Genomic DNA, 24942 nt, shown 5'->3' on the forward strand with positions numbered 1-24942 from the left:
CCAGATTAAAGCTTACGTTGGCGTTGTTGTGTACTCCACTCTTCAGCAGCGAATAACTCAGGATCATTTTCCAACATGCCCTGATGGTCAGAGAATAACGTTCCAACTTGTTGAGTACGATGAAAAAGGGTTCGCATAAACCGCGCTGTGCGAAAATCACTTTTGTTGATATTGGAATAAGAAAGGTCAGCATAGGTCATGTCACACTCAGCAAATCGTACACTTACTGCACGAACTTTATGCATGATGGCTTGTTGTAGTTGGCTATGCTGGAAATCTGCCTGTTCAAGACAAGCTCCAATAAAAATTACCTGATTAAATAAACTATTATGACAACATGCCTGCGTTAAATTGGCGTTGATAAATAATGCCTGAGTAGCATCAACATTCGATAACTGCGCGTTTTGTAATTCAGCTCCCTTGAAGTTGCAATTTGTTAATTTGGCATGGTTAAAATTGACGGCTTCGAGTTGATTATCTGTGAACAGGCATGCCTGAAATTGTTGCTTTTGGTAATTTTGACCGCGTTGGTCACATTCAAAAAAAACTGTCTTAATGAACTCGTTGGCATAACAATCTACTTTCCGTAAGTCTTGGCGAAAAAAAGTGACCAGAAAAAAATGATTATTATGTAGTGTTACATTATCCAGTAACGAGTTGATAAAGGTTAATCGCTCAAGTTCATTATTAATAAAATTAGCGTATTGCAGGTTACAGGATAAAAATTCGATACTATTTTGTTTTGTTATTTTAAATTGGGTTTTTTTCAAGACACATTGACTGAATATGCTATCGTTAAGCGTGCTTTTATTGAATAGGGCGCGAACCATGTTGCACTGTTCAAATAGAATTTGTTCACATTTCACTGAGTGAAAAAGGCTTTCTTCGAGCAGGCACTCAGTAAAGGTTGCTTCTTTTAGAATGGAATGGGAAAAATCGGCTTTTGAAAAATCAACTTCCCTGAATCTTACTCCAGACAAATTTTGTCCAACCAGTGATACCCCATGTAAATCAACCTGTTCAATGACATCACCTTGCTGGATTTTAGTAATAAGTTCATCAGTCGTGAGTGTCCTCATATCACTTCCTGATCGCGTTTAGGTAACGTTTTCGTACTGTGCGTATAGGCACTATCGATCATGGTGGCATCATCAATGGTTGACTGGGACATATCGGCGCGAAACAAATTGGCTTCCCGTAAATCAGCCCCGTCAAAGCTGCATTTTTGCATAAACGCCCCTAGCAGATTAGCATTATTCAACTGTGCTTCCCGAAAGTCTGTTCTGGTGAATATGCTTTTGGTGGTATTCAAATATTGCATATTGGCCAATTGACAATTCGCTTCGCTTAAATCGCTATTATTTAGCGTTGCAGCCTGAAAGATAGATTGAATCAGTGGTGTCTGGCGTAAGTTGCATTCTATCAATGTGGCACAGCTAAAATCAGCCTGATTAAGATCACTTCCCATGGTAAATACACAGGCCAGTAGCTTGGCAGAACGAAAACTAATGGCTTTTGCGACAGTTTCGACCCATGAACAACCATCAAGCGTTGCATTATCAAAAACAGCTTGCTCTAGTTGGCATTTGATAAAGGAAACTTTATTTAAAATTGCATAATTGAATTTCAGAGAAGGCAATATCATTTCCAAAAAGGTACAGTCTTGCCATCTTGAATGTTGAAAGCGGCAGTGCGTGATAAATGTTTCTTGCAGAAATAAATCCGTGAAGTTGGCATTGTTAAATCGACAATGATCAAACAATGTTTCCTGCAATTGAGTTTCTTTAAAACTTGTAGCAGAAAAATCGCTTTGTTCACACTTCGCTTGCGCCAGACTGGCATTATCGAGTTTTACACCATGCAGAGAGGCATGACAGATTTCGGCTCTGGCCAGTATTGCTTCGCTGAAATCTGCACCATCTAGTTGAGCGTCATTGAAACAGGCGCTTTCCAGTAAGGCCTGAGAAAAGTTGGCTCCTCGCAAATCCATGCCGGAGAAATCGGTTCCCGTAAAATCTATACCACGGAAATCACCGCCTTTCTGCATAATCCGTTGTGCCTGCTTGCGAACTATCTGCGACAGATTGCCCGTTAAACGCAGGGCAGGGCCTTGTGACTGTGCAGAGGCGAGATACATTTTGTGCAGCGATTGCTCAATTTGTGCCAGCTTTTCATCGCTTATGCCCATTTGTTGTTGCTGCTGGTGCAATATATCCCGTATCTGGTGGAAATTTTGGGATTCTTTGAACTTATTTTCTGCCGCTGTTTGTTCGACGTTAATGCCTTGCGCTTTGGCTCTTGCCTGGATTTTTGCTTGTTGTTGCTTGGTTTCAACGTATCTTTGGGTCGCATCCTGTTCTATTTTGCTCACAAATTCTGGCAATTCATCCGGTTTCGGATTAGAAGGCGACTGAGTCGTGAGAGGAATTAACATGCTAATATCTCTTCCATATTTTTCCATGCGCTCCCGTTGTTGCTCCCGCAGTCGTTTTTCACGATTTTGCAAATTTTCACTCAAGAAACTGCCATTTTCTGGTTGTTCTGTATCCACCCACGGGCCAATAATCTCTTCTGAGATCAGATCCTTTTCCCGAAAGGCGTACAATGCGCCTTTTTCTTTATCCATACGCTGGTTGAGTATCTGAAGATAATGATTTTCAGTACGTGGAACACTAATCAGCTCCATTGCGGAGAGCATTTGCAAAACATCGCTGGCATCATCTTCATTAATTTGCGCACAACCGTGCCAGATCAGGAGTATTTGTTCCAAGTGGGGAAAGAACCAGACGGTTGTATTGCGCATCATTATCTCTTCGAAAACGTTCTCATCAATACGTAATCGTTTGATAAAACAACGGGCTTGCCATGCTGGTAGAATGCCTTCTTGCACGGGTTTTTCAGGATGCATATTCCAGATACGCCATGTTGCTTTTTCTGGCAGTGCCTTATATTGTTCCCACCATTGGTCGCGAGGGGCAGCATTAAAGAGTCGCCAGTCGATATCTTGGGAAAAACCGGGAAATTCGTTTACTAGCCACGCCTTATCGTATTTTTTACCTATGCGAGTAAAACGGCGAGGCCACATGAAATCCAATGGACAAAAATTTGCAGGATTGGGCGTATCCCGTGGCGATAATAGTCGCCTATGTAAAGTTTCAATATTAGGTAAGCGGTGGATCGCCATGCCATTCTCTTGTATCTCTGGCGTGAAACCGATTCCGTGCGGATTCTCATCATAGTTTTGCCCGCCGAATGCACGGCTCCAATCCAATCGCATTTGTTCAAATTCTTGTGGCTTGGAGGGGGTATCATCAATCCAATGGCGATCACCGAAAGCAATTAATGTTTTATCCAATTGTCCCACCTGAATTCGTGCCGAACAGGTGGTTTTATCTGTCTGATGATGGGTATAGACATAACCCGTAGCGAGAAATTCAGCGCAGGATTTGGGTAATCCAAGATCGATGATGCCATTACAGGTTTTCAATTCAGTCTCTGCAAGCTGCCAGAGCTCTGGCTCTGGTCGCAGGCGGGGGGATGCACTCATATCGGCTAATGCCATAATGGATACCCCAAGATAATTCTTTTGCTGCCAACGATAAGGGCGATGAAGCATACTTAAGCGCAGAGGTTTAATGATTTTCATTGAAAAGCCCTAATTAAATCTTCTTGGTTAACCCAACTGGATAAGTGGGGCAGATATGGTAACCATCAGCGTGCCTTTAGTATCTAAGGTAGTGGTGGATTTTAGGGTTAATTTATTGGCGCTGATTTCGGCCATTCCTGTGATTGATTCATTTTTATTGCCAGTAATGTTCAACTTATAACTTCCACTGACCTTTTCTGATTTATTGCCAATGATACTTGCTTTATATCCGCCAGTGACTGAGAGTTCTTTACCATTGCTAACAGTCGTTTTCTGTTTATTCTTGAATGTGGCTGTTTCTTCGCCTTCTACGGTTGTTTCACGTTTTGCCTTGTAGAGGAATGTGGCGTCCTGAGCTACTGTATCCTGCTGTTTTTTATCTATTTCTGTAGTACGTGAACCTTCAATTTTTACTGTTTGATCATTCTCCACTGAGATCTTCATGTCTTTTTCTGCATGTATTTCAAAGGACTCTTTGCCTTGGGCATCATCCATAAACAAGTAGCTGGCATTATCTTTTCCTCCCTCGATACTGCGTGACATGATACCCGTTTTGGTCGCTTCTTCAGGCAATCCCCAGGGGGGCATATTATTTTTGTTAAAATTACGTCCCACAACGAGCGGTTCATCTGGGTTGTTATTGATAAAACTAACGATAACTTCTTCTCCAATTCGTGGAACTTGTATAGCCCCAAATTTAGCGCCAGACCAATTATTAGATACTCTTACCCAGCAGGAACTTTTATCGTCTTTTGTATCGCTTCGATCCCAGTGAAATTTGAGTTTTACCCGACCATGTTCGTCTGTCCAGATGGTTTTTCCGCTTGCCCCGACAACGGTAGCCCGTTCAGTTCCTGCAATTGGCCACGGTGTTATGCGAGGTGCTCGCCAGTTCACTTTGGATGGGATAGCTGTAAATTTAATGGTTCTTCTTTTTTCGTCAGGGGAAGACGTCCTCCCCGAGACATAAGCAGATTCGTGGAATTCATAATTCGCGCTGACAATAAGATATTCACCGTTATCTTTATCCCGTAATGCTTTTGATAAGGTAAAGGTGTAGCCTGGAGCAATGCCGGATCCTCCGGTTTTTGCTTTTATATAATGACCTTGCGCGGTAGAAGATTGCTGTAGTACCCGAACATAAAATTGCCCTTGAGTATTTTCGGTATAATTTCCGGGCCATTCAAATAATTCTGTTTTAGGTACAGTAGGGTCTGGATTTTGCTGTGTTTCTTTTAATTGTGCATTAGGTTTAAGAAAATCATAGTCATTCATTGTATAGAGTTTTGGTGTAATTGAATAACTTACCGTCCAATCAAATAGATAATTTTTGTTTTTAATCAATGGCGGAAAATGATTTGGATAATATTCAAAGGTCTCATATTCGGGCAGAGCAGAATGGGATTGAGGAGAATCAGCTAATATAAGTATATGATCACTATTACTATGTTGAAAATAGTAATAAATTCCTTCACGTTCCATAATGCGACTCAAAAAATCGAAGTCAGTTTCTTTATATTGTGTGCAGTATTCTAATGGCTGATATTTTGAGTTTAGTTCATTCTTAAACTTTACTTTATGTTTATCCAGAACATCTTTAATAATTTCTGGAACCGTTTTTTTTTGCCAGATTTTGAAATCTTTGTTGAGGGTTAGAATGTATAAAGCTGGCTGAATGATAACTTTATACAAATAGAAATAAGTATCATAATAATCACAAATGATCGCTTCACGAATAAGTCCACTGAGATAACGTGGTTCTTCCGCTGTATTTATTGAATTTTTTATCTCGATTGATATCAGTTTGTTTCTTAATTCTTTGACATCAATATCTTTCTTTTTACTGAAAAGTTCGACTTCAAAACTATAAATGGTTGAGAGTTTTTCCTCTCCTTTTAATGACTTAAAAAGCAGAGCATCATCGCCTAATGAAGAATGTGCAATAATGGTTCTTTCCATTTGGAGCTCCTTTTTATTGAAAGCTACCGCACGAACCTTACCAAAGAAGGGCCAGCTACTAAGTCTCTTAATGGAGTCATTTGATGACTATAGTTATTAATCGCATTAAAATATTTATAAGTGCAATTATCCTACATTCTAATTATAAAATAAGTGATATTTTTTTTGTGAAAACAAAATCCATGTCACAAAAATGCTTAAAGCAGTAATTGTTAAATATTTAAAGAGATCAAATTAATAGGGATGAATTTTGGGATGAGGAGGGAAGAAGCAGGATCTGACGACAAAGATTAACTCATTGTCGCCAGAAAATAATTTTATAAAACAATTAGTTTGCTGGATAGAAAAGCAAAAACAGTATTATCTTTTTAATTTTAAAAAATTATTTGAGTGCAGATAAAGCACTGTCATAGTCAGGTTCATTGGTGATTTCATCGACCAGCTGGCTATAAACAACGTGGTTATTTTCGTCCAGAATAACAACAGCGCGTGCGGTCAATCCACCCAATGGGCCTTCGTTTATTGCTACGCCATAATCTTTATGAAATTCTCCACCACGGAGCGTAGAAAGAGTCACAACATTAGACAACCCTTCAGAACCACAGAAACGAGACTGTGCAAAAGGCAAATCTGCTGAAATACACAATACAACGGTGTTGTTCAGCTCACTGGCGAGTTGATTGAATGTACGGACAGATGTGGCACAAACACCGGTATCAATGCTTGGAAAGATATTCAGTATTTTACGTTTCCCTACGTATTGGCTCAGTGTTACATCAGCGAGATCTTTAGCGACTAGCGTGAACTCTTTTGCTGTCTGGCCTGCTTGTGGAAAATCGCCGTTGACGGTGATATCGCTACCTTGAAACTTGACTGTTTGTGTCATGATTTTATCCTTCTATAAAGTAAAGCTGCGCTGTCAGTGTAAAGGAATAGTGCGATCTTGCCCACAAAAATAGATGTAATATTAATTAAATACTCTAACTTACTTTATTAAACAATGTCTTATATCCTTCATTTTTCCAATTATCGCTGTGTTAGCTGTACTCACTCATTTTAGTTATATAGTTAGTTTCAGTTATATCGTCAGTTATGTGACTGAGGGTTCGCTCTCTAGCTACCGCACTGCAACTTGGAATCTATTGGGTATATAATTTATTTTTAAGATAATAATTAGACTGATAAGGCAAAATTTATGCATAGTTTTACGCTACTTCCCTCTGTACTGTTGATGACCGGACTTTCTCTTTCTTTTTCCGCTTCCGCCGCTCATGTTCCTGTTGAAACTCAACTCGATCCCCATCAGGAATTGGTTCGCCAGTTGAAAGATGAACCTGCATCACTAGACCCGATAAAATCTTTCGGTTTAACAGAGGCACAAGTACTGCGTGATTTGTTTGAGGGTTTGGTTAATCAAGATGCCCACGGTCAGGCCACTCCGGGGGTTGCTATTGATTGGAAGACGACAGATAACAAAACATGGATTTTTACACTACGTCAGGATGCTCGTTGGTCTAATGGTGACAGCGTCACAGCATCTGATTTTGTTTATAGCTGGCAGAGATTAGTTAATCCTGCAAATGCTTCCTCTTTTTCGTGGTTTGCGGCTTTATCAGGCATTCAGAATGCCCAGGAAATTATTGATGGAAAATTACCACCAGAAGAATTGGGTGTGAAAGCCATCGATCCTTATACATTGAAAGTGACCCTGAATCGGCCTGTCCCTTATTTCCCCAGTATGACAACCAACTTTAGCCTTTATCCGGTCAACAAAATGAGTGTTGAAAAATACGGTAACGAGTGGACCCGAGTGGGGTATTTGATTGGTAATGGGGCATTTATGCTCTCGGGGCGCGTGGTGAACGAAAAGATTATCCTGACGCCAAATCCGTATTATTGGGATCACAAAAATACGGTACTGAAAAAAGTGACCTTTATGCCCATTAATCAGGAGTCTCATGCAACCAAGCGTTACTTAGCCGGAGATGTGGATATTACGGAATCTTTCCCTAAAAACATGTACCAGAAATTGTTGCGGGATCTGCCGGGGCAAGTCTTCACACCGGATCAATTAGGAACATACTACTATGCTTTCAATACACAGCGGGCACCCACGAATGATATTCGGATTAGACAAGCGCTTTCTATGACGATAGATAAGAGATTGATTGCGGAAAAAATAGTCGGAACAGGAGAAAAACCTGCATGGCATTTTACTCCTGATGTGACAGCAGGATTCCAACCGGAGAGAAGCAGACAGGAAACCCTGACTCAACAAGAGTTGGATGATCAAGCGAGAGCACTATTGAAAGAAGCCGGATATGGACCGAGACATCCGCTTAAAATATCTTTTCTTTATAATAGCTTGGAAAACAATCAGAGAATAGCCATTGCCATCAGCTCAGAGTGGAAAAAGAAATTGGGCGTGGAAGTCAAATTAGTCAATCAGGAATGGAAAACTTACGTTGATAACCGTAATACCGGTAATTTCGATGTAGTGAGAGCATCTTGGACGGGAGACTATAACGAACCATCAAGTTTTCTGTCCCTTTTGGCCTCTACACACAGCGGCAATATTGCGAAATTCTACAATACTGACTATGACGCGCTACTCAAATCTGCCAGTCTTGAAACTGATGAGGTAGCCAGAAATCGCGATTACAATCAGGCAGAAAAAATGATTGCTGAGCAAGCACCGATTGTCCCGATTTATCAATATACCAATGGCCGATTGATTAAACCGTGGCTAAAAGGATACCCGATCACCAATCCTGAAGATGTTGCCTATAGCCATACCATGTATATCATCAAGAAGCATTAAACCAAGTACAAAAAAGGAGTGGATGTGGAAACGATCTATGGCGCGGTATTTAAAGGCTCAAATGCAATTTATGCCTGCCAGTTGAATGGTGAGGGCGGTCTTACGGTATTTGAAGACGATTCATCGGCCACAATAAAGCAGCCATTTTGGCAACATCTTGATTATAAAAATCAGGACAGCTATCAATGGATAATGAATACCCCTTTATTATCATCTCCTATAAAGGAGGGGTTATTGGGGGAAAGTATTCGTCCAAAGGTATTGCGTACCGGTGAAAGCACTTTGATTACCTTAAGGTCAGTGAACCGTAATGACAATGCACGCCCTGATCACTTGGTTTCGTTCCGCATCTATATTAATGACAAAATCATTATCTCCAGTCGCCACCGGAAAATTCATTCTATCGACCAAGTTCAGGCAGATTTACATAACGGCATTGGTGCTAAAAGCACCGGCCATTGGCTGACTGAAATAGCGGATGCCATTACTGATGAAGTGAATGACTTTATTGAAGAGTTGCATGATAACTTGATTGAACTTGAGGACGATATTTTGGAGCAGAAAGTTCCCGGTCGTGGGGAACTGGTATTGCTGCGTAAACAGTTAATTGTCCTGCGTCGGTACATGTCACCACAGCGTGATGTTTTCATCCGGCTGGCTAGTGAACGGTTACCCTGGATGAGCGATGAAGAGCGTCGTTTAATGCAGGAAATTGCTGATCGTTTGGGGAGAGGGTTGGATGATCTTGATGGCTGCATCGCCCGCACCGCAGTCCTTGCGGATGAAATTACGTCCATGATGGCTGATGCCATGAATCGTCGTACTTATATTATGTCTCTGATGGCAATGATATTCTTGCCAAGCTCGTTCCTGACCGGGTTATTTGGCGTCAATTTGGGGGGAATACCGGGTAATGAATACTCGTTTGGGTTCGGTTTGTTCAGCTTGTTGCTATCTATATTGATCGGTATTTTCGCGTGGTGGCTGAGGCGAACCAAATGGCTGTAAGAAAAGTAAATTACTGTAAGAAAAAATGGCTATAGCAAAATAGTGCCGTTGAGTTTGAGATATATCAATAACTAAGCCTTACAATTGAGGCACTATAACTGTCGCAGGTGAATGCAACGTTGAGCGATGAACGTTGTGCTCCATAATTGTAGTTTTTCTCATATTGAGCTTCATACAGAATAATTGACCATGATTATGCCGATGCTAACATTAGCATCGGCTGTTTTTTATTTCGACGTCCAATGTGCTGGGCGATTTTTGCGCTATAGTGGTTCGTCTACCAGCAACTCCAGCCAAGGCAAATCCGGGGGGCGGCGGTGTATAAACAACCACTCAGGACACCATCCTATACCGGGTTGCAACCTGTTATTTGCAGACTTGTTTCAAACAAAAAGAAAAATCCGTATAATCCTGTCCCCGCAAAGAATCCATATAGGAAATCTATCGTCGATATAATCGACAATGTGAGAAGTCGCGATGAATCAAAAAGATACGAGAAGAGAGACACTTGAATTCAACAAGCTCCAGAAACGCCTGAGAAGGAATGTTGGTAATGCCATTATTGATTACAATATGATTGAAGAAAATGATGTTGTAATGGCATGTATCAGTGGCGGTAAAGATTCATTTGCGATGTTGGATATCCTATTGAATCTGCAAAAGGTTGCGCCAATACAGTTCAAAGTCGTCGCAGTGAACCTTGACCAGAAACAGCCTGGTTTTCCTGAGCACATTTTACCCCAATATTTTGAAAGCCTCGATATTCCATACTATATCGTCGACAAAGACACGTATTCAGTGGTGAAAGAAAAGGTACCGGAGGGTAAAACCACCTGTGGATTATGTTCAAGGCTTCGCCGTGGAACACTTTATTCTTTTGCTGAAAAAATTGGTGCAACAAAAATTGCGCTTGGACATCATCTGGATGACATTGTTGAAACTCTGTTTCTTAATATGTTCCATGGCGCACGAATGAAAGCGATGCCGCCAAAATTACGATCTGATGATGGACGCAACGTAGTCATCAGGCCGTTGACCTATTGCCGAGAAAAAGATCTTATCGATTACGCGGAATACAAAGAATTTCCAATCATCCCCTGTAATCTATGTGGCTCTCAGGAAAATCTACAGCGGCAGGCGATCAAATCTATGTTAGCCGATTGGGATAAAAAATCACCGGGTAGAGTGGACAGTATTTTCAAATCCCTTCAGAATGTGAGTCCAAGCCAATTAGCAGATACAACGCTTTTCGACTTTGTCAATTTGCCGCTGTCTCGTGAGGGTCAAAGAGAAGAATATGCCTTTACTGAAGCAGTAGTATCATCAACTAACATTGATGAATCTATGTTTATTGATATTACAAACATTTAAAAATACAGATCAAATCAAACAGCCCTGAAAATTGTCTCAATCAATAAAAAGGGCTGTTTTTATTCTGGGTGCCTTTAGTACTTATTTCGAATCCGAAAAACCTGACTCATCAGTACCAGCACGCCTACCACCAGATAAGCGGCAAAAATGCCAATCAGCCACTGTGGCATGTCTAAAGCCAAAAATGACCATTGTTTCATCGAACAATCACCAAGCGCCCGGAATACTGAAGGCAGGTATTCATCTAACGGCAACCAAGATGGAAAGCGGACAAAGAAATCACAGGTCTGAAATGGCGAAGGGTATAACTGTATCATGGTATGATCCCATGCCAGTTGTAATCCTTTCCCTGCGCTGTAAATCCATAGCAGGATCGCCAGCCATCGCAAGGGTGTTTTAGGCGCAATGGTACCCAGAAGTGCAGCTCCTAAAATACCAAACAGGGCAACACGCTCATAAATGCACATCACACAAGGTTGTAACTTCATCACATGTTGAAAATAGAGTGCCGTTGCTTCTAGGATAAGAGCGGTTAATAACATTAATAACCATGCACCTCGCCCTTGAGAACTCTGTTTTATAGACTGAAACATTTGCATTTATTCCCATCTTTTCAATATAAACAATTGGCTTATTGTGCCGTTTCGTCGGCCATAAAAAAATATAATTAACGTAAACTATGCGATTTTTTAGTATAACGCCAAAAAAATGCCGGATAGTATAGGTACATACTATCCGGCTGGGTACAACAATAACGTTGTTTTAACAATTACAACGGAACGATTAAACCGAGTTTAACCAAAAACTCAGTGGTTGGCACAAGCCAAAATTCGACACATAACAAACCCACGAGTGTCATTACAATGGTATAAGGCAATGCCATTATCACCATCCGGCCATAAGAAAGGCGGATTAGCGGGGACAGGGCTGATGTCAGCAGGAACAAAAAAGCAGCCTGTCCGTTTGGTGTTGCTACCGATGGCAAGTTGGTTCCTGTGTTGATGGCAACGGCCAAAAACTCATACTGTTGTTGTGAAATAAGACCGCTTTTCAAGGCTGTCATTGCTTCATTAATGTACACTGTGCCGACGAATACATTATCAGAGACAGCAGAGAGCAAGCCATTAAACAGGTAGAATAAAGAAAGCTGAGAAGCCGGCGATGATTGCAAAACGAATTGAATAAATGGCGTAAACAGTTGTTGGTCAACAATCACGGCAACCACAGAGAAAAATACGGTTAACAGTGCAGTGAATGGAAGGGCTTCTTCAAATGCTTTACCCAATGCATGTTCTTCGGTGATGCCACAAAATGCAGTGGCCAGAATAATTACGGATAGGCCAATCAAACCCACTTCGGCCAAATGAAAGGCCAACGCAGCAATCAGCCAAATACCGATCAATGCCTGAACAACAAGTTGGGCTTTTTCCTGACGGGTGCGTTCTTCACTGGTTTTTTGAGCGTAATTTTCCAAAACAGAACGAACACGCTCAGGCAATTCAGCACCATAACCGAACAGTTTAAAATGTTCGACCAGCAAACAAACTATCAGGCCGCAAACAAATACAGGAAGGGTGACTGGTGACATACGAATGAAGAAAGTGATGAAGTCCCAGCCAACGTGCTTAGCAATAATCAGGTTTTGTGGCTCTCCCACCATGGTCATTACGCCGCCCAGAGCCGTACCGACACCTGCGTGCATCATCAAGCTGCGCAAAAATGCCCGAAATTGTTCCAGTGTCTGTTTTTTATCTTCACTATCGATGTATTTGTCATCATTCAGGTCAGAACTACCATTCTGAGAAACGAATTGGTGATAGATGGCGTAAAATCCTACCGAAACACTGATTACCACTGCAATCACAGTCAGGGCATCTAAGAATGCGGATAAAAAAGCACTTGCCAGACAGAACGCCAGAGCCAGCATTTTTTTGGAACGAATGTTTAACAGTAGTTTAGTGAAAACAAACAACAGCAACTGTTTCATGAAATAAATGCCTGCAACCATGAAAATCAGAAGTAAGATGACTTCCAAGTTGTTAGCAATTTCATGGCCTATTTGTTTTGGTGAAGTCATCCCGATAATGGCGGCTTCAATGGCGAGTAATCCGCCGGGTTGCAAAGGATAACATTTTAATGCCATTGCCAGTGTGAAGATAAACTCAATAACGAGCATCCAGCCAGCAACAAAAGGGCTGACAAAGAAGTAGACCAATGGATTGATGATAAGAAAAACAATGATAGCCAATTTGTACCAATCCGGCGAATTGCCGAGAAAGTTTTTCGCCACTGCACGTCGGATACTGATTTCCATTATTATTAATATTCCTCTTTGTAGATATGTGGAACAAATCTAGACAGCCATAGTACGCTCAACACGATAGTAATTTAAGGGTAAGCACATAATTAATCTGAGAATGATTGCATTTTTTATGAGCCCTTTCACTCTTTCGTGGTTTATTTACCATGTAACTATATCGGACAAGCACATTCTGGTATGATCAGCAGCTATTATTAGCCAAGAAAACTGCTTTGGAATAATTAAAATTATGGTAATTAAGGCTCAAAGTCCTGCGAGTTTCGCGGAAGAGTATATCATTGAAAGTATTTGGAATAATCGCTTTCCACCCGGTTCCATACTGCCAGCAGAACGTGAATTATCTGAATTGATCGGTGTCACCCGTACGACTTTGCGTGAAGTGTTGCAGCGCCTTGCCCGTGATGGCTGGTTAACTATTCAACATGGTAAACCAACAAAGGTCAATAACTTCTGGGAAACATCCGGTCTTAATATTCTGGAAACGCTGGCTCGTCTTGATCATGACCGTGTTCCCCAGTTAATTGATAACTTATTGGCAGTGCGAACGAATATTGCAGCCATCTTTATTCGTACTGCTTTCAGACACAATCCTGAAAAATCACTGGAAGTTCTGGCGGAAAAAGAAAAGGTGCAAGATTCAGCCGAGTCTTTTAGCTCTGTGGATTATGATATTTTCCGTGGTTTGGCTTTTGCATCAGGAAACCCAATCTATGGCTTGATTATCAATGGATTAAGAGGGTTGTATACCCGCGTTGGCCGCTACTATTTCTCCAGTCCTGAAGCACGTAAATTGGCATTGAATTTCTATCAGCAATTGGGTTCACTATGTCGGGAACAATCCTATGACAAGATCATGGATTGTGTACGTAATTATGGTAAAGAGAGTGGAATTATCTGGCACAGTATGCAGAGCACTATGATCGATGATTTAACAGAAGCTCGTCTTGGTTAATAACATATAATCATCGCTCAAAAAAAGCGTACTACTTAAGATAGTAACACTTAAAATAGTACGCTTTTGGCTGGTTTATTAAATTTGGTTGTAAATTCGAATTGGAATTCTCCTTGCGCAAGGGATACCTTTAGCTGATGGTATTGCTCATCACGGGTACTGGCAAAAAGCAATTGTTGGCTGATTTGCGGCAGCAGAGTATTTGTCAGGATAGCATCGACCATGCGCCCACCAGATTCAAGTTCTGTACATCTACTGACTATATGTTGCACCATGTCATCATCGAATGAAGCTGTAATATCATGATTCTCTAATAAGCGTTTCTGAATTCTCCGTAATTGCAGAAGCACGATATTTGTCATCACTTCATCACTCAATGGATAGTAAGGAACGATCTGCAATCGCCCTAACAAGGCCGCAGGAAACACATTCAATAATGGTTTGCGCAATGCGCTGCTGAGTTTTTCAGGCTCAGGGAGAGTGCCCTGTTGCATACAGAGTGAACTGACCAATTCGGCACCCACATTGGATGTCAGGATGATAATAGTATTCCGAAAATCAATATGGCGTCCTTCACCATCTTCCATCCAGCCTTTGTCGAAGACTTGAAAGAAAATTTCATGGACATCTGAGTGGGCTTTTTCTATTTCATCCAACAACACCACGCTGTAGGGACGGCGTCGGACAGCTTCAGTCAGTACTCCTCCTTCACCATAGCCAACATAGCCAGGTGGCGCGCCTTTCAAGGTGGATACCGTGTGTGCTTCTTGAAATTCACTCATATTGATAGTGATCAGGTTTTGCTCCCCGCCATATAGAGTCTCTGCGAGAGCGAGAGCAGTTTCCGTTTTACCCACGCCAGACGGGCCACACAACATGAAAACCCCGACGGGCTTATTGGGATCATCCAGTTTAGCGCGGGAAGTGCGTACCCGTTTTGCGATCAATTCTAATCCATGATACTGACCGATGACCCGTTGACTGAGTGTGTCAGCTAACTGTAACACTGCATCTATTTCATCTTTTACCATGCGGTTGAGAGGGATGCCCGTCCAATCGGAAACAACCGAAGACACAACATTGCTGTCTACGGCAGCAAAGATAAGGGGGGCCTCTCCTTGTAAGGCTTTCAGTTGTTGTTGTAACTCTGACAATTCGGTGTGAGTTTCTTCGGCATCATCATATTGCTCTTCGTGCAATTGGGTTCGCAGTTTAATGATTTTATCGATCAAAAAAAGCTCTTGTTCCCAACGTTCTTGCAACTGAATTCTCTGTTCTTCCAGCGTTGATATTTCGCTGAGAATGGCTTCTGAACGTTGTTTATCACCAATGCCTACCTTGGATTCCCGTTCGTTAATCTCCAGTTCAATATTTAATGCATCTATGTGGTGACGACAATTTTCCAGTTGTGGTGGTTCTGCATGCTGGCTGACCGCGACTCTGGCACAAGCCGTATCCAGCAAGGCTACCGCCTTGTCCGGTAATTGGCGAGCAGGGATATAGCGATGAGAAAGACGTACAGCCGCTTCAACTGCTTCATCCAGCACAAGCACATGGTGGTGGTGTTCCAGTGCATTAACCAGACTGCGTAGCATGAGTAGTGCCTTGGTTTCATCAGGCTCATGAACCTGAACAACTTGAAAACGGCGGGTTAGGGCAGGATCTTTTTCAATATACTTCTTGTATTCAGACCAAGTAGTGGCACCAAGAGTACGTAATTGACCGCGCGCCAACGCAGGTTTTAACAGATTAGCAGCATCTCCGGTTCCTTGCTGTCCACCGGCGCCAATCAAGGTGTGGATTTCATCAATGAACAGAATGATCGGGATTGGGCTGGATTGCACTTCATCAATCACTTTGCGTAAACGAGATTCAAATTCACCTTTGACGCCTGCACCGGCCTGTAACATGCCTATGTCCAACAACCAAAGCCGGACATTGCGCAAAGGTGGGGGAACCTCTCCGGCCACAATCCTCAATGCCAGCCCTTCAATGACTGCAGTTTTACCGACGCCTGCTTCACCCGCCAGTAATGGATTGTTTTGACGGCGGCGCATGAGAATATCAACAATTTGACGAATTTCTTCATCACGCCCAGAGACAGAATCAATTTCACCATTGCGGGCACGGGCAGTCAGTTCTTGTCCGTATTGGTGTAAGGCGGACTGATGTAAAGCGGATTGTTGTAGGGCTGAATTTGTCGCAGACTGTGACGTTGTCACTTGAGCCTCATCGCTATCGCTGCATATCTCATTGAGATTATCGAGCAGAGTATCCGCATTAATGAGGTTAAACTGGGGGGAAATGGATTTGAACGCATTGCGTAAATTGAAGGTTTTCAGGATGCCTATCACTAGATGTGCACTACGGATTTCATCGACACCAAATTTTAGTGATCCGTATATCCAAGCTCGCTCTACAGCATTATCAATATGCTCTGAAAGATCTGAGATAGCACTGGCACCACGTGGCAGGCAATCTAGTGCGGCAAGAATATCTTTAGTTAGAGTCGATTCGTCCAATGTAAAATAGCGGATAATTTGCTGTAGATCACTGTTTTGCTGCTGCATGAGCTGATGCAGCCAATGAACTAATTCGACATAAGGGTTACTGCGTAACTTACAAAAGGTTGTGGCACTTTCCAACGAGGTGAACAAAATACGATTGAGTTTACCAAAGAGTGCGGAACGACTGATTTCTGACATAGAGTATAATCCGCGATACGTTCGTTGACAGTGATTGTGTTTGTGGTGGGCTGTCTAAGAAGAGACTAACTCTCTGGGGTATAGATTAAATCCCCTCTATGGCTTGGTTGTTCAATTTTGCCAAGCCAACTGTTTAGTCCTAACTTTGTTGGTTCTGATAGATGAATTCCTTTTACATCTGACTGATGGAGAATTAATCGGACGTCCCACGCATATTCAATCCCTAAATATTGACTAACCCATTCACGCAACTGTTGTGATTTAGACCTACCCGGTAAGAACATCTTATATTCAGCTATTCTTAACGGCCCCAATTCAATGCGAAATTTATGTTGAATATCGTATAGTGCAATGCCCAAAAAGGCAGATTGCCCCAAGCGGGGTATATTGCGTCCTGCTTTTAATTGCGCCTGATCCCGGACTTCGATTTTTAGCCACTGAGAAATATTTTGCATAATTTTTAGCGGGATATTGAAATAACAAAACAGTATTTTTTCCAACCCTTCTGCGCTATGTCCTTGGCGGGATAAATGGCCAGAGAGTGAATAACGAGCGTGGTCACTAATCGTGTCTGGATTTTGTTGGGCAGGTAATCCCATGCCGACCAGACAGGAGAGATAATGGCAAAAGCGTTGGTTATCCTGACGGTCGAGTGATATGGTGGGTTTGGTATCAGCCCAAGCCCGATAAAACAACAGTGTTAGCCGATGATGAAATAAATTAGTAAATGCACTCAGGGTAGGGTCTTGATGATTATATTGTCGTGCATAGGCATATTCGGTTATATGTAGCGGCAATGGCCCATTGGGGCCGAACAAACCAAAACTATAAATCAACATGTCATACAGTTTTGAATTTTCCCGCTGTTTGAATTCAGAAATAGTGGATGGTGCGAAAATCAGGGAAGGTGTTTGTCCTAGCCGCAAGAGTTCGTGTTTCGGCAATGGGGCAGAGCCAAGCTTATAATCTGCCCCGGATTGGGCATCTATACGGCGTAAGGTCTGAAATAAATCGAATTGCCATGGTGCTTGCGTGAGTTTCTGCCAAAAATCATCGGGCAAACGACATGTACGAAGGATGGCAATAGCTGTTTTTGAAATAGATTTTTCTGAAATAGATATTTTTTGCGTCATACTCATTTTTTTTTAGATCAATTTATTGTTTCCCATGCGGGCAGGCCAAAAACCGATATTGCCCCGCTGCTGGCTGTACAGTGTCATTTCAGTGAAAGAATTCATGGTGACCAGATGTGAGAAGAGTTTTTCCAGTACGCTACCCAATAGCCAAGGGCTGGTTCCCGCAAACTCCTGTTCATTCACTTCTAACCTGATGCTGACACCACGGGCGAAAACAATCGGGCCGGGTTCAGGAACCCGTCGATAAATCGTTTTTAATGAACAATGACGAATGCCATTAATCTGACGAATCACGGCAGGTTCTGCAAGGTTGGCATATAAACTCAGCAATTGCCGTAATGCCTGAGTGCCTTGTTCGTCATCTTTATCCATGAAATTCAAATAATTAAGTTGAAGTTGGCTAATTAATTTCCACGAGGCTGAACCCTGAGTTAAAGCCGGGCGAGGAATGGTTGGTCGTTTGAGAAATACAATCTGGTTAATGGGGATGGAATCCAACATGACAAAGTTGTCGAGATCTTGTTGGCGTAGCACCGCAGATAAATCACGGTTGGTACACATAACATCAGCGGTCAGGAATTTGAGTTCATTCGGCCAGGGGGAATGTTGTTCATCAACAATCGAAATAAACGTCTCAGTGCCGATATAACTGCTGCGGGTTCCGTAATGGTGGGCATATTCAGATAAAATACGGGGCTCACGCCGCAAAGAAAAGTAAGCGCCGTAATTGCCCTTATCATCACTGAAAGTTGACCAGAATGGCCTGAATATTTGCGTTTCTTTGCGTTTGATATCTGCGCCGTGCAGACGTTGTACCGAAAAAATTTCGTAATTCAACGGGTGAATATTATCGACAACCAAATGGTATTCATTGGTACTTTCTTCCACAGTGACACGCTCGGTCACTTTAGGGAACAAATTAATTACGGGGGTACTATTTAAGGCTAAGTAAGACTTATCCACCAACCGTTCTAGATCAGTATCGGCTTTATCCAAAAGCAGGATCAGTTCAAATTCATTCTCTTCTTTGGTCTGTTTTAGTAGAGAACCCATGCCACTGATACTGAAGAATTGAAAACGAGCCGGAAAAGCAAAATATTCTTGGAGTTGTCGATAGCCACTGAAATTACGTGGATCGTTAGGTAATAATGCCTGATTATCATCAAATCCCTCATGATGAGGGGAGATATCGGGCAAGATCTGATATTGGGGGACATCACCAAGAGTCTGGCATACTATGCCAACCGAATGGTCCATAATCAGTTCCAACAATTGTTGGGATTGAATATCCGGCCCTGAAAGGAAAAATATCAGTTTGTTGAGATTCAGTTCATTGAGGAAGAACTTTCCCTCGCATTTAAGACGAATGCGCAGAGCACTGACGGCACCATAATGATGTAAGTCTAATGTCATCAGTGGAATATTTGCGGGGATTCGGCCAAGTTCAATGTGTCGCAGGTGCAAGGGTTGTAAGGTCACATCTTGCGTTGTTGTATAATGGAAAGTGATACCCTCTTTTTTTAACGTCTGACTGTGCATGGTTGTGCCACGTGGTACTAAAAAACCGTGGCTGATATCGCCCTTGCTGGTATCCGGCTGGAGTTCGACGATCGCCATTGATGGTGTCGGAGACAGATAATTAGGGTATAACATCTCCAGTAATTGCTCGGAAAAACGTGGAAATTCAGCATCCATTTTTAATTGAATGCGGGAAGTCAGGAAAGCAAAGCCTTCCATAAGGCGTTCAACATAGGGGTCGACAACATCAATACCGTGCATTCCCAAGCGATTAGCGACTTTAGGATAGCGTTCGGCAAACTCTTTTCCCATTTCACGTAAATACACTAATTCACGGTTATAATACTCAAGCAGTTTATTATCCATAGCCCCTCTTATGTCTTCTTTAATCTCAACTTTATCCGGCTTCTCTTATGGTGAAATAACCGTTTTCCAGATCGATATCGCTGTGAAACAGGAATTCAAGTGGCCATGGAACGCACCACAAAAATCCCTTTATTTCTAAAGATAAAGTGTTGTACTCAGTCAACGAATGGGTAGTGGAAACACAACTCACTTCAAGTTCATCATGAATAATACGTGGTTCGAATATGTGAATAGCCGCAATGATTTTATGTTGGATATCTTCCCATTCAATGTCAGACATGCATTTACCCGCCAAGGGAGACAATCCAAAGTTATAAACAGAACGGCGAATTTCCGGGAATGGTGCAAAATTTTGCTCAGATTCTCCATTGATGTTATTGAGTAACCACTGTAAATCCCTCAGAACACTTTGTCGTAATGCACTGTGAGATAGCATGTAGTTGTTGACTGCCTCTTGTTTCTTATCAGGTTCATTATCTGTGAGCCTATCCAGTAAAGAAGGCAGCATTCTGTCTCTGGCTGTGATGCGGGTAGCGTGACTTCGACTATGATAACCGCTATGCAGTAAAGGTATATTATTGTTCATGGGTTACCTACTGATTGTCATGATAGTGAAGGGAAGAAATAAAAATATTGCTGAGGTAAGTGAAATTTTTTTGTTCAATTTTGAGATTTTTTATACCGATTAACTTCTGCTTCATAGGCTTGTCGGAAGTTTTCGCCAAACAGGGCAGAGTGTTGCTCAAATTCATGGGCTGTTTTTTGGTAATACCTGGTGAGGTAATCCCACATTGAGGTTTTATTCGTTGATAATAAAGATAAACGCGAAAAATAACCTTCCTCCCGCGCTTTCTGTTCAAGAAAAGTAGGATGGAATAATTGTAATATATCTGTCGCAATGGCTCGAACTCCCGCAATCATGCCCAATTGATGTGCCTGTAATTCGGTCAAGATGTCGCGGGTTGCCTGCTCAGGTGACATGAATCCGGGTATATGACCACCCAACATCAGTGCTAAAACAGACTGACCAGAGGGTAAAATTTTAAATGGATTATTGGTGCCATTTAGGATCTGGGGTATATCTATATTTGCTTCGCGTTTCAGTTGAGAATGTGCGGCGTTGAGTATGACGATCCCCTGAGTTAATTGGCGGATTAATAAGCCTATCTGATAGATATTTTGTTCATCAAATTGCAGCCTATGAATATCTTTTAGCCCCATGCCATCCAGTAAGGCCGCCAGTAGTTTTCCTTCCAATTTTTCCTTCTCGGTTTGATGATTGAAAAAGGCATGAGGGTGTTTGGTTCCCGGATCAACCGCAAGATGTTCATCAGTGCCATTACCATTATTATTGCTATAAGTGGGGCGATTAGCTTGGTGATTAATGTGTGACTGATCAGCAAAATATTCATTTTCTGAATTAGCAGGGGCAAAGACGGGGAAGATATCATTTTCTTTTTTCCTGACGTCCTCTATGGAGGAGCTCACCCGTGTATTCACTGTTTCCTGTCGGATCTCTTCTATTATGGTATCACTCACTGGGTTCAGTGGTACGGCGTTATCCAACATCTGGCTCAATAAATCATCATTTTTGGTCTGCTGTGTAGTCTTAATGTTTTTGTCGGAAAACAATTCCAATGGATCGGCTTCCTTTTTGCCATCATCTTGAAAGCTATGTTGTTCATCATGCTGCAATAGCGTTGTGGGTGTATGATCATCCAATATACCTTTCTGTTGGAAAGTCGTATCTGAATTGAACATAGTGATGGGGTCTGTTACTTGTGATTGCAGGGCTTCTAGAGAGGTAGTTGCCTCTATTTGAGCGAGTGGATCAATCGGATTTCGCTCCTTATGCTGATGACCTTTTACCAGAGGATTATTATTGCTCAGTTCTTGTGCTGTCTGATGTTGTTCTGGAGATGATGAGATATCAGGTGCTGCGAAAACCCGCTCAAGATCGTTCCAAACTTCGCTGGGAATTGCCGATTCACTCGTGTTTGGCTGTTGTTGCGAAATTGTTTGTTGCTGCGAACTATTTTTGACATCAATGACTTGAATTTGATAATCACCAATATTCAGTATATCACCATCACGGATGTCAACTTGACGGTCGGGTGCCAACGGAATCATATTCAGCAAAACTTCAGATGCAGAACCCTGATTGTTAATCCGACATTCTCCATCAGCAGTTATAGACACAATAACCTGCAACCGGGCAATAACCTGATTTTCATCGGGTAAAACCCAGTTATTATCTGTACTGCGGCCGATAGTGCCACCGGGAGGCGAAAAATCATAATTCAGTTGCGGTGGCTGTCTTGTACCAGAGTTTTTAACAATGGCGAATCGCATCATCATGAATACCTATTATTAATCAAGTATCCTCCCTGAATAGGGAGGATACTGATGTGGGTTATTTGTGTGTATCAACCGCCTTTATTTGTGTAAGAATCCCACTCATAGCTGATTTCAGCACCTTTAGCGCCGGTACCATACTCTTGAGAAAAATAACTTTCTTTATGTTTTTGAAAGGCAACAACAATTGTGGAATAGAAGCTGCCATTTCCGAATGTCAGTGTGGACTCGGCGATCAGAGCATTTGTCAAAGCTAATGAATACCAGGACTGTTGTGAACCACCTTGCCGACGCACATTAAGTGTCGCGCTCTTAATGTGTGTTCCTTTGACGATATATTGGCGTAAGGTTATCGCGGATTTGTCAAACAGGAGATCCAGAGATAGACCAGAAATCTGGACTATACCGGCACCTAATCCTGTACCTTGATTATCACGATTAATTTGGTTAATGGCTGAGAGTGAGAACGATTTCACCGCGGTCCAATCTTTATACGACTCATCACCGGACTCGCCTTTAATATCAGAAAAATTAATATATGCATCAATTCCTGCAGTAGACATAATTTTCCACCTTAATAGCGTTATATAAAACAATTGAATCCAATATGCATATTGGATGGCGTTAGGTATAGGGATATGCGTGTATTGCTATGTGGAGATTGCTATTTGAAGATTAGCGATGTGATTTTTTAGAAAATATGATTTTGGTGTTAAGTTAAGCTCCTTTTAATGATGGTAGTTTTGAAACCAAGCGCAGAGAAACGGTCAAACCTTCCAGCTGATAATGAGGACGCAGGAAAAATTTAGCTTGATAATACCCGGGATTGCCTTCTACATCTTCGACCTGAACTTCTGCTGCGGCTAACGGCTTTCTCGCTTTGGTTGCCTGTGATGAGTTGACCGGATCACCGTCAACATAATTGATGATCCAATCATTAAGCCAACGCTCCATATCAGCACGTTCCTGAAAGCTACCAACCTTGTCACGCACGATACACTTTAGGTAGTGAGCAAAACGGCAACAGGCAAATAAATAGGGCAGCCGGGCGGCAAGGTTAGCATTCGCGGTGGCATCCGGATCGTAATACTCCGCAGGTTTTTGCAATGATTGGGCACCAATAAAGGCCGCCATATCGGTGTTTTTGCGATGTAATAACGGAATAAACCCATTTTTTGCCAATTCGGCTTCACGACGGTCGCTGATGGCAATTTCAGTGGGGCATTTCATATCTACTCCGCCATCATCAGAGGGGAACGTGTAGCAAGGCAGGTTTTCCACGATCCCACCCGATTCCACACCACGGATAGAAGTACACCAGCCATAGAGTTTAAATGAGCGGTTAATATTGACGGCCATAGCATAAGCGGAATTAGACCAAGTGTAGTTGTTGTGGGTTGGGCCTTCGGTATTCTCCTCAAAATTGAAATTATCGACAGGGTTTGTAAGAGCACCATAAGGTAAACGGGAGAGAAAACGCGGTAGTGCTAACCCGATGTAACGTATGTCTTCTGATTCGCGTAGACTGCGCCAAGGTGCATACTCTGTATTCTGGAAAATCTTTGTGAGATCTCTGGGGTTGGCCAATTCCTGCCAGGATTCCATTTGCATCACACTTGGCGCAGCACCTGCAATAAATGGGCAGTGTGCGGCTGCACTGATTTGCGACATCTGTTGCAAAAGTGCAACATCCGGTGCCGTATGGTCAAAATAGTAATCTCCAACCAGACAACCAAACGGTTCACCACCAAATTGACCATATTCCGCTTCATAGATCTTTTTGAAAATCGGGCTTTGATCCCAACTGACTCCTTTGAAACGTTTTAGTGTGTTGCTCAATTCTTTTTTGGAAAGACACATCACACGGATTTTCAGCATTTCATCGGTTTCGGTATTATTGATCAGATAATGCAGACCACGCCAACTCCCTTCCAACGTTTGGAAGTCTTTATGGTGCAGAATGTGATTCATCTGTTGTGTTATCTTGTTATCAATTTCAGCAATCAATGATTGAATGGTACGGTAGGTATCGCCAGAGATAGTGACAGTATTTTCTAATGCTTGTTGTGCCAGTGTTTTCACGGCATTTTCAACAGCACTGCGAGTATCATCACTTTGCGGACGAAATTCCTTATTCAGCAATAGTCCCAGTTCATCAGGGGTATATTCTTTCGGTGCTTGTGTTTGCTGAAGCTGATTTTCTTGTTCAGTGTTGCTCATCAATTACTCCTTATCTTCAGTGCTTTCGTCTGAAGCACGATCTTCAGGATTTGGAGCTTCCGCTAATGATTTCAGAAGGGCGGGGTTTTGTAGTATTTCGGAAATCAATTGTTCTGCGCCATTTTTACCATCCATATAAGAGAGCAGATTTGCCAGTTGGATACGTGCTTCCATCAATTTGGCCAAGGGTTCTACCTTTCTGGCTATGGCATCGGGTTGAAAATCATCCATGTTTTCAAAGGTTAAATCGATACTCATTTGACCTTCATTGATTAAGGTATTTTCAACCTGAAAGGCTATCCGGGGCTTTATTGAGTTCATTCGCTCATCAAAGTTATCAACGTCGATTTCCAGAAATTTGCGATCATTGACGTCAGGTAAGGCTTCTACTGGTTTTCCTGCCAAATCAGCTATAACGCCCATGACAAAAGGTAATTGAACCATTTTTTCTGAGCCGTAAGTCTCGACATCGTATTCAATTTGTACGCGAGGTGCACGATTCCGGGCTATAAACTTTTGTCCGCTGGATTTCATGGTAAATTCTCCATTACTGGCTAGATAGGTA

Annotated in this window: 18 protein-coding genes; 4 read left to right on the forward strand and 14 right to left on the reverse strand. The window is 42.1% G+C overall.

The genetic code is table 11. From position 1 onward, the window contains the following. Positions 1 to 5: 5 nt before the first annotated feature. The 4 genes from Xhom_RS20505 to tpx form a co-directional block, all read right to left on the reverse strand. A complete protein-coding gene (locus Xhom_RS20505) occupies positions 6 to 1079 on the reverse strand; it encodes a pentapeptide repeat-containing protein (protein WP_069315993.1) in 1074 nt (357 codons plus the stop codon). Continuing rightward, complete coding sequence (locus Xhom_RS20510) at positions 1076 to 3646, reverse strand: DUF2169 family type VI secretion system accessory protein (protein WP_069315992.1); 2571 nt, start codon at positions 3644 to 3646, stop codon at positions 1076 to 1078. The genes Xhom_RS20505 and Xhom_RS20510 overlap by 4 nt, the downstream gene beginning before the upstream one ends. A gap of 27 nt (positions 3647 to 3673) precedes the next feature. Continuing rightward, positions 3674 to 5605: a type VI secretion system Vgr family protein gene (locus Xhom_RS20515; protein ID WP_069315991.1), complete on the reverse strand. Its 1932-nt coding sequence runs from the start codon at positions 5603 to 5605 to the stop codon at positions 3674 to 3676. Between the two features lie 382 nt (positions 5606 to 5987). Next, positions 5988 to 6491 (reverse strand): thiol peroxidase, encoded by a 504-nt coding sequence (tpx, locus tag Xhom_RS20520; RefSeq protein ID WP_069315990.1) that lies wholly within the window; start codon positions 6489 to 6491, stop codon positions 5988 to 5990. A gap of 309 nt (positions 6492 to 6800) precedes the next feature. Between tpx and Xhom_RS20525 the strand changes: the two genes are divergently transcribed. The 3 genes from Xhom_RS20525 (at position 6801) to ttcA (ending at position 10805) form a co-directional block, all read left to right on the forward strand. Further along, positions 6801 to 8426, forward strand: coding sequence for a peptide ABC transporter substrate-binding protein (locus Xhom_RS20525; protein WP_069315989.1), 1626 nt, complete (start codon positions 6801 to 6803; stop codon positions 8424 to 8426). 24 nt (positions 8427 to 8450) lie between these two features. Beyond that, entirely contained in the window at positions 8451 to 9434 is a 984-nt protein-coding gene (gene zntB, locus Xhom_RS20530; protein WP_069315988.1) for a zinc transporter ZntB, read from the forward strand. 477 nt (positions 9435 to 9911) lie between these two features. Continuing rightward, positions 9912 to 10805, forward strand: a complete 894-nt coding sequence (gene ttcA / locus Xhom_RS20535) for a tRNA 2-thiocytidine(32) synthetase TtcA (protein WP_069315987.1) — start codon at positions 9912 to 9914, stop codon at positions 10803 to 10805. A 74-nt stretch (positions 10806 to 10879) separates the two neighbouring features. Here ttcA and dsbB read toward each other — a convergent pair whose 3' ends face one another. Together dsbB and nhaB are read right to left on the reverse strand one after the other, a co-directional pair. Continuing rightward, the gene (gene dsbB / locus Xhom_RS20540) at positions 10880 to 11398 is read right to left on the reverse strand and encodes a disulfide bond formation protein DsbB (RefSeq protein WP_069318434.1); all 519 of its coding nucleotides are present in this window, start codon (positions 11396 to 11398) and stop codon (positions 10880 to 10882) included. Between the two features lie 176 nt (positions 11399 to 11574). After that, complete coding sequence (gene nhaB / locus Xhom_RS20545; protein ID WP_069315986.1) at positions 11575 to 13119, reverse strand: sodium/proton antiporter NhaB; 1545 nt, start codon at positions 13117 to 13119, stop codon at positions 11575 to 11577. A gap of 235 nt (positions 13120 to 13354) precedes the next feature. Here nhaB and fadR point away from each other — a divergent pair, with 235 nt between their 5' ends. Continuing rightward, positions 13355 to 14077 (forward strand): fatty acid metabolism transcriptional regulator FadR, encoded by a 723-nt coding sequence (fadR, locus tag Xhom_RS20550; RefSeq protein WP_069315985.1) that lies wholly within the window; start codon positions 13355 to 13357, stop codon positions 14075 to 14077. Positions 14078 to 14127: 50 nt separating this feature from the next. Here fadR and tssH read toward each other — a convergent pair whose 3' ends face one another. From tssH to tssB, 8 genes are all read right to left on the reverse strand, one after another. Beyond that, positions 14128 to 16782: a type VI secretion system ATPase TssH gene (tssH, locus tag Xhom_RS20555; protein ID WP_069315984.1), complete on the reverse strand. Its 2655-nt coding sequence runs from the start codon at positions 16780 to 16782 to the stop codon at positions 14128 to 14130. Positions 16783 to 16847: 65 nt separating this feature from the next. Then, positions 16848 to 17915: a type VI secretion system baseplate subunit TssG gene (tssG, locus tag Xhom_RS20560; RefSeq protein ID WP_198148773.1), complete on the reverse strand. Its 1068-nt coding sequence runs from the start codon at positions 17913 to 17915 to the stop codon at positions 16848 to 16850. A 12-nt stretch (positions 17916 to 17927) separates the two neighbouring features. Further along, positions 17928 to 19802, reverse strand: coding sequence for a type VI secretion system baseplate subunit TssF (tssF, locus tag Xhom_RS20565; protein WP_069315983.1), 1875 nt, complete (start codon positions 19800 to 19802; stop codon positions 17928 to 17930). Positions 19803 to 19833: 31 nt separating this feature from the next. Next, the gene (tssE, locus tag Xhom_RS20570; RefSeq protein ID WP_069315982.1) at positions 19834 to 20388 is read right to left on the reverse strand and encodes a type VI secretion system baseplate subunit TssE; all 555 of its coding nucleotides are present in this window, start codon (positions 20386 to 20388) and stop codon (positions 19834 to 19836) included. Positions 20389 to 20462: 74 nt separating this feature from the next. Further along, the gene (locus Xhom_RS37645; protein ID WP_232326299.1) at positions 20463 to 22160 is read right to left on the reverse strand and encodes a type VI secretion system-associated FHA domain protein; all 1698 of its coding nucleotides are present in this window, start codon (positions 22158 to 22160) and stop codon (positions 20463 to 20465) included. Between the two features lie 68 nt (positions 22161 to 22228). Beyond that, entirely contained in the window at positions 22229 to 22720 is a 492-nt protein-coding gene (locus Xhom_RS20580) for an Hcp family type VI secretion system effector (protein WP_069315981.1), read from the reverse strand. A gap of 154 nt (positions 22721 to 22874) precedes the next feature. Then, positions 22875 to 24377 carry a type VI secretion system contractile sheath large subunit gene (gene tssC / locus Xhom_RS20585; protein WP_069315980.1) on the reverse strand — a complete coding sequence of 501 codons (1503 nt, stop codon included), beginning with the start codon at positions 24375 to 24377 and terminating at the stop codon, positions 22875 to 22877. Positions 24378 to 24380: 3 nt separating this feature from the next. Next, complete coding sequence (gene tssB / locus Xhom_RS20590) at positions 24381 to 24911, reverse strand: type VI secretion system contractile sheath small subunit (RefSeq protein WP_069315979.1); 531 nt, start codon at positions 24909 to 24911, stop codon at positions 24381 to 24383. Positions 24912 to 24942 lie beyond the last annotated feature (31 nt).

The organism is Xenorhabdus hominickii, assembly GCF_002632725.1.
In the GTDB taxonomy this organism is placed as follows: Bacteria; Pseudomonadota; Gammaproteobacteria; order Enterobacterales; family Enterobacteriaceae; genus Xenorhabdus; species Xenorhabdus hominickii.

What these genes read in the sequence shown, in the direction of transcription:
- Xhom_RS20505 (WP_069315993.1), bottom strand. Translation starts at nt 1,079, where the DNA reads ATGAGGACACTCACGACTGATGAACTTATTACTAAAATCCAGCAAGGT.
- Xhom_RS20510 (WP_069315992.1), bottom strand. Translation starts at nt 3,646, where the DNA reads ATGAAAATCATTAAACCTCTGCGCTTAAGTATGCTTCATCGCCCTTAT.
- Xhom_RS20515 (WP_069315991.1), bottom strand. Translation starts at nt 5,605, where the DNA reads ATGGAAAGAACCATTATTGCACATTCTTCATTAGGCGATGATGCTCTG.
- tpx (WP_069315990.1), bottom strand. Translation starts at nt 6,491, where the DNA reads ATGACACAAACAGTCAAGTTTCAAGGTAGCGATATCACCGTCAACGGC.
- Xhom_RS20525 (WP_069315989.1), top strand. Translation starts at nt 6,801, where the DNA reads ATGCATAGTTTTACGCTACTTCCCTCTGTACTGTTGATGACCGGACTT.
- ttcA (WP_069315987.1), top strand. Translation starts at nt 9,912, where the DNA reads ATGAATCAAAAAGATACGAGAAGAGAGACACTTGAATTCAACAAGCTC.
- dsbB (WP_069318434.1), bottom strand. Translation starts at nt 11,398, where the DNA reads ATGTTTCAGTCTATAAAACAGAGTTCTCAAGGGCGAGGTGCATGGTTA.
- nhaB (WP_069315986.1), bottom strand. Translation starts at nt 13,119, where the DNA reads ATGGAAATCAGTATCCGACGTGCAGTGGCGAAAAACTTTCTCGGCAAT.
- fadR (WP_069315985.1), top strand. Translation starts at nt 13,355, where the DNA reads ATGGTAATTAAGGCTCAAAGTCCTGCGAGTTTCGCGGAAGAGTATATC.
- tssH (WP_069315984.1), bottom strand. Translation starts at nt 16,782, where the DNA reads ATGTCAGAAATCAGTCGTTCCGCACTCTTTGGTAAACTCAATCGTATT.
- tssG (WP_198148773.1), bottom strand. Translation starts at nt 17,915, where the DNA reads ATGACGCAAAAAATATCTATTTCAGAAAAATCTATTTCAAAAACAGCT.
- tssF (WP_069315983.1), bottom strand. Translation starts at nt 19,802, where the DNA reads ATGGATAATAAACTGCTTGAGTATTATAACCGTGAATTAGTGTATTTA.
- tssE (WP_069315982.1), bottom strand. Translation starts at nt 20,388, where the DNA reads ATGAACAATAATATACCTTTACTGCATAGCGGTTATCATAGTCGAAGT.
- Xhom_RS37645 (WP_232326299.1), bottom strand. Translation starts at nt 22,160, where the DNA reads ATGATGATGCGATTCGCCATTGTTAAAAACTCTGGTACAAGACAGCCA.
- Xhom_RS20580 (WP_069315981.1), bottom strand. Translation starts at nt 22,720, where the DNA reads ATGTCTACTGCAGGAATTGATGCATATATTAATTTTTCTGATATTAAA.
- tssC (WP_069315980.1), bottom strand. Translation starts at nt 24,377, where the DNA reads ATGAGCAACACTGAACAAGAAAATCAGCTTCAGCAAACACAAGCACCG.
- tssB (WP_069315979.1), bottom strand. Translation starts at nt 24,911, where the DNA reads ATGAAATCCAGCGGACAAAAGTTTATAGCCCGGAATCGTGCACCTCGC.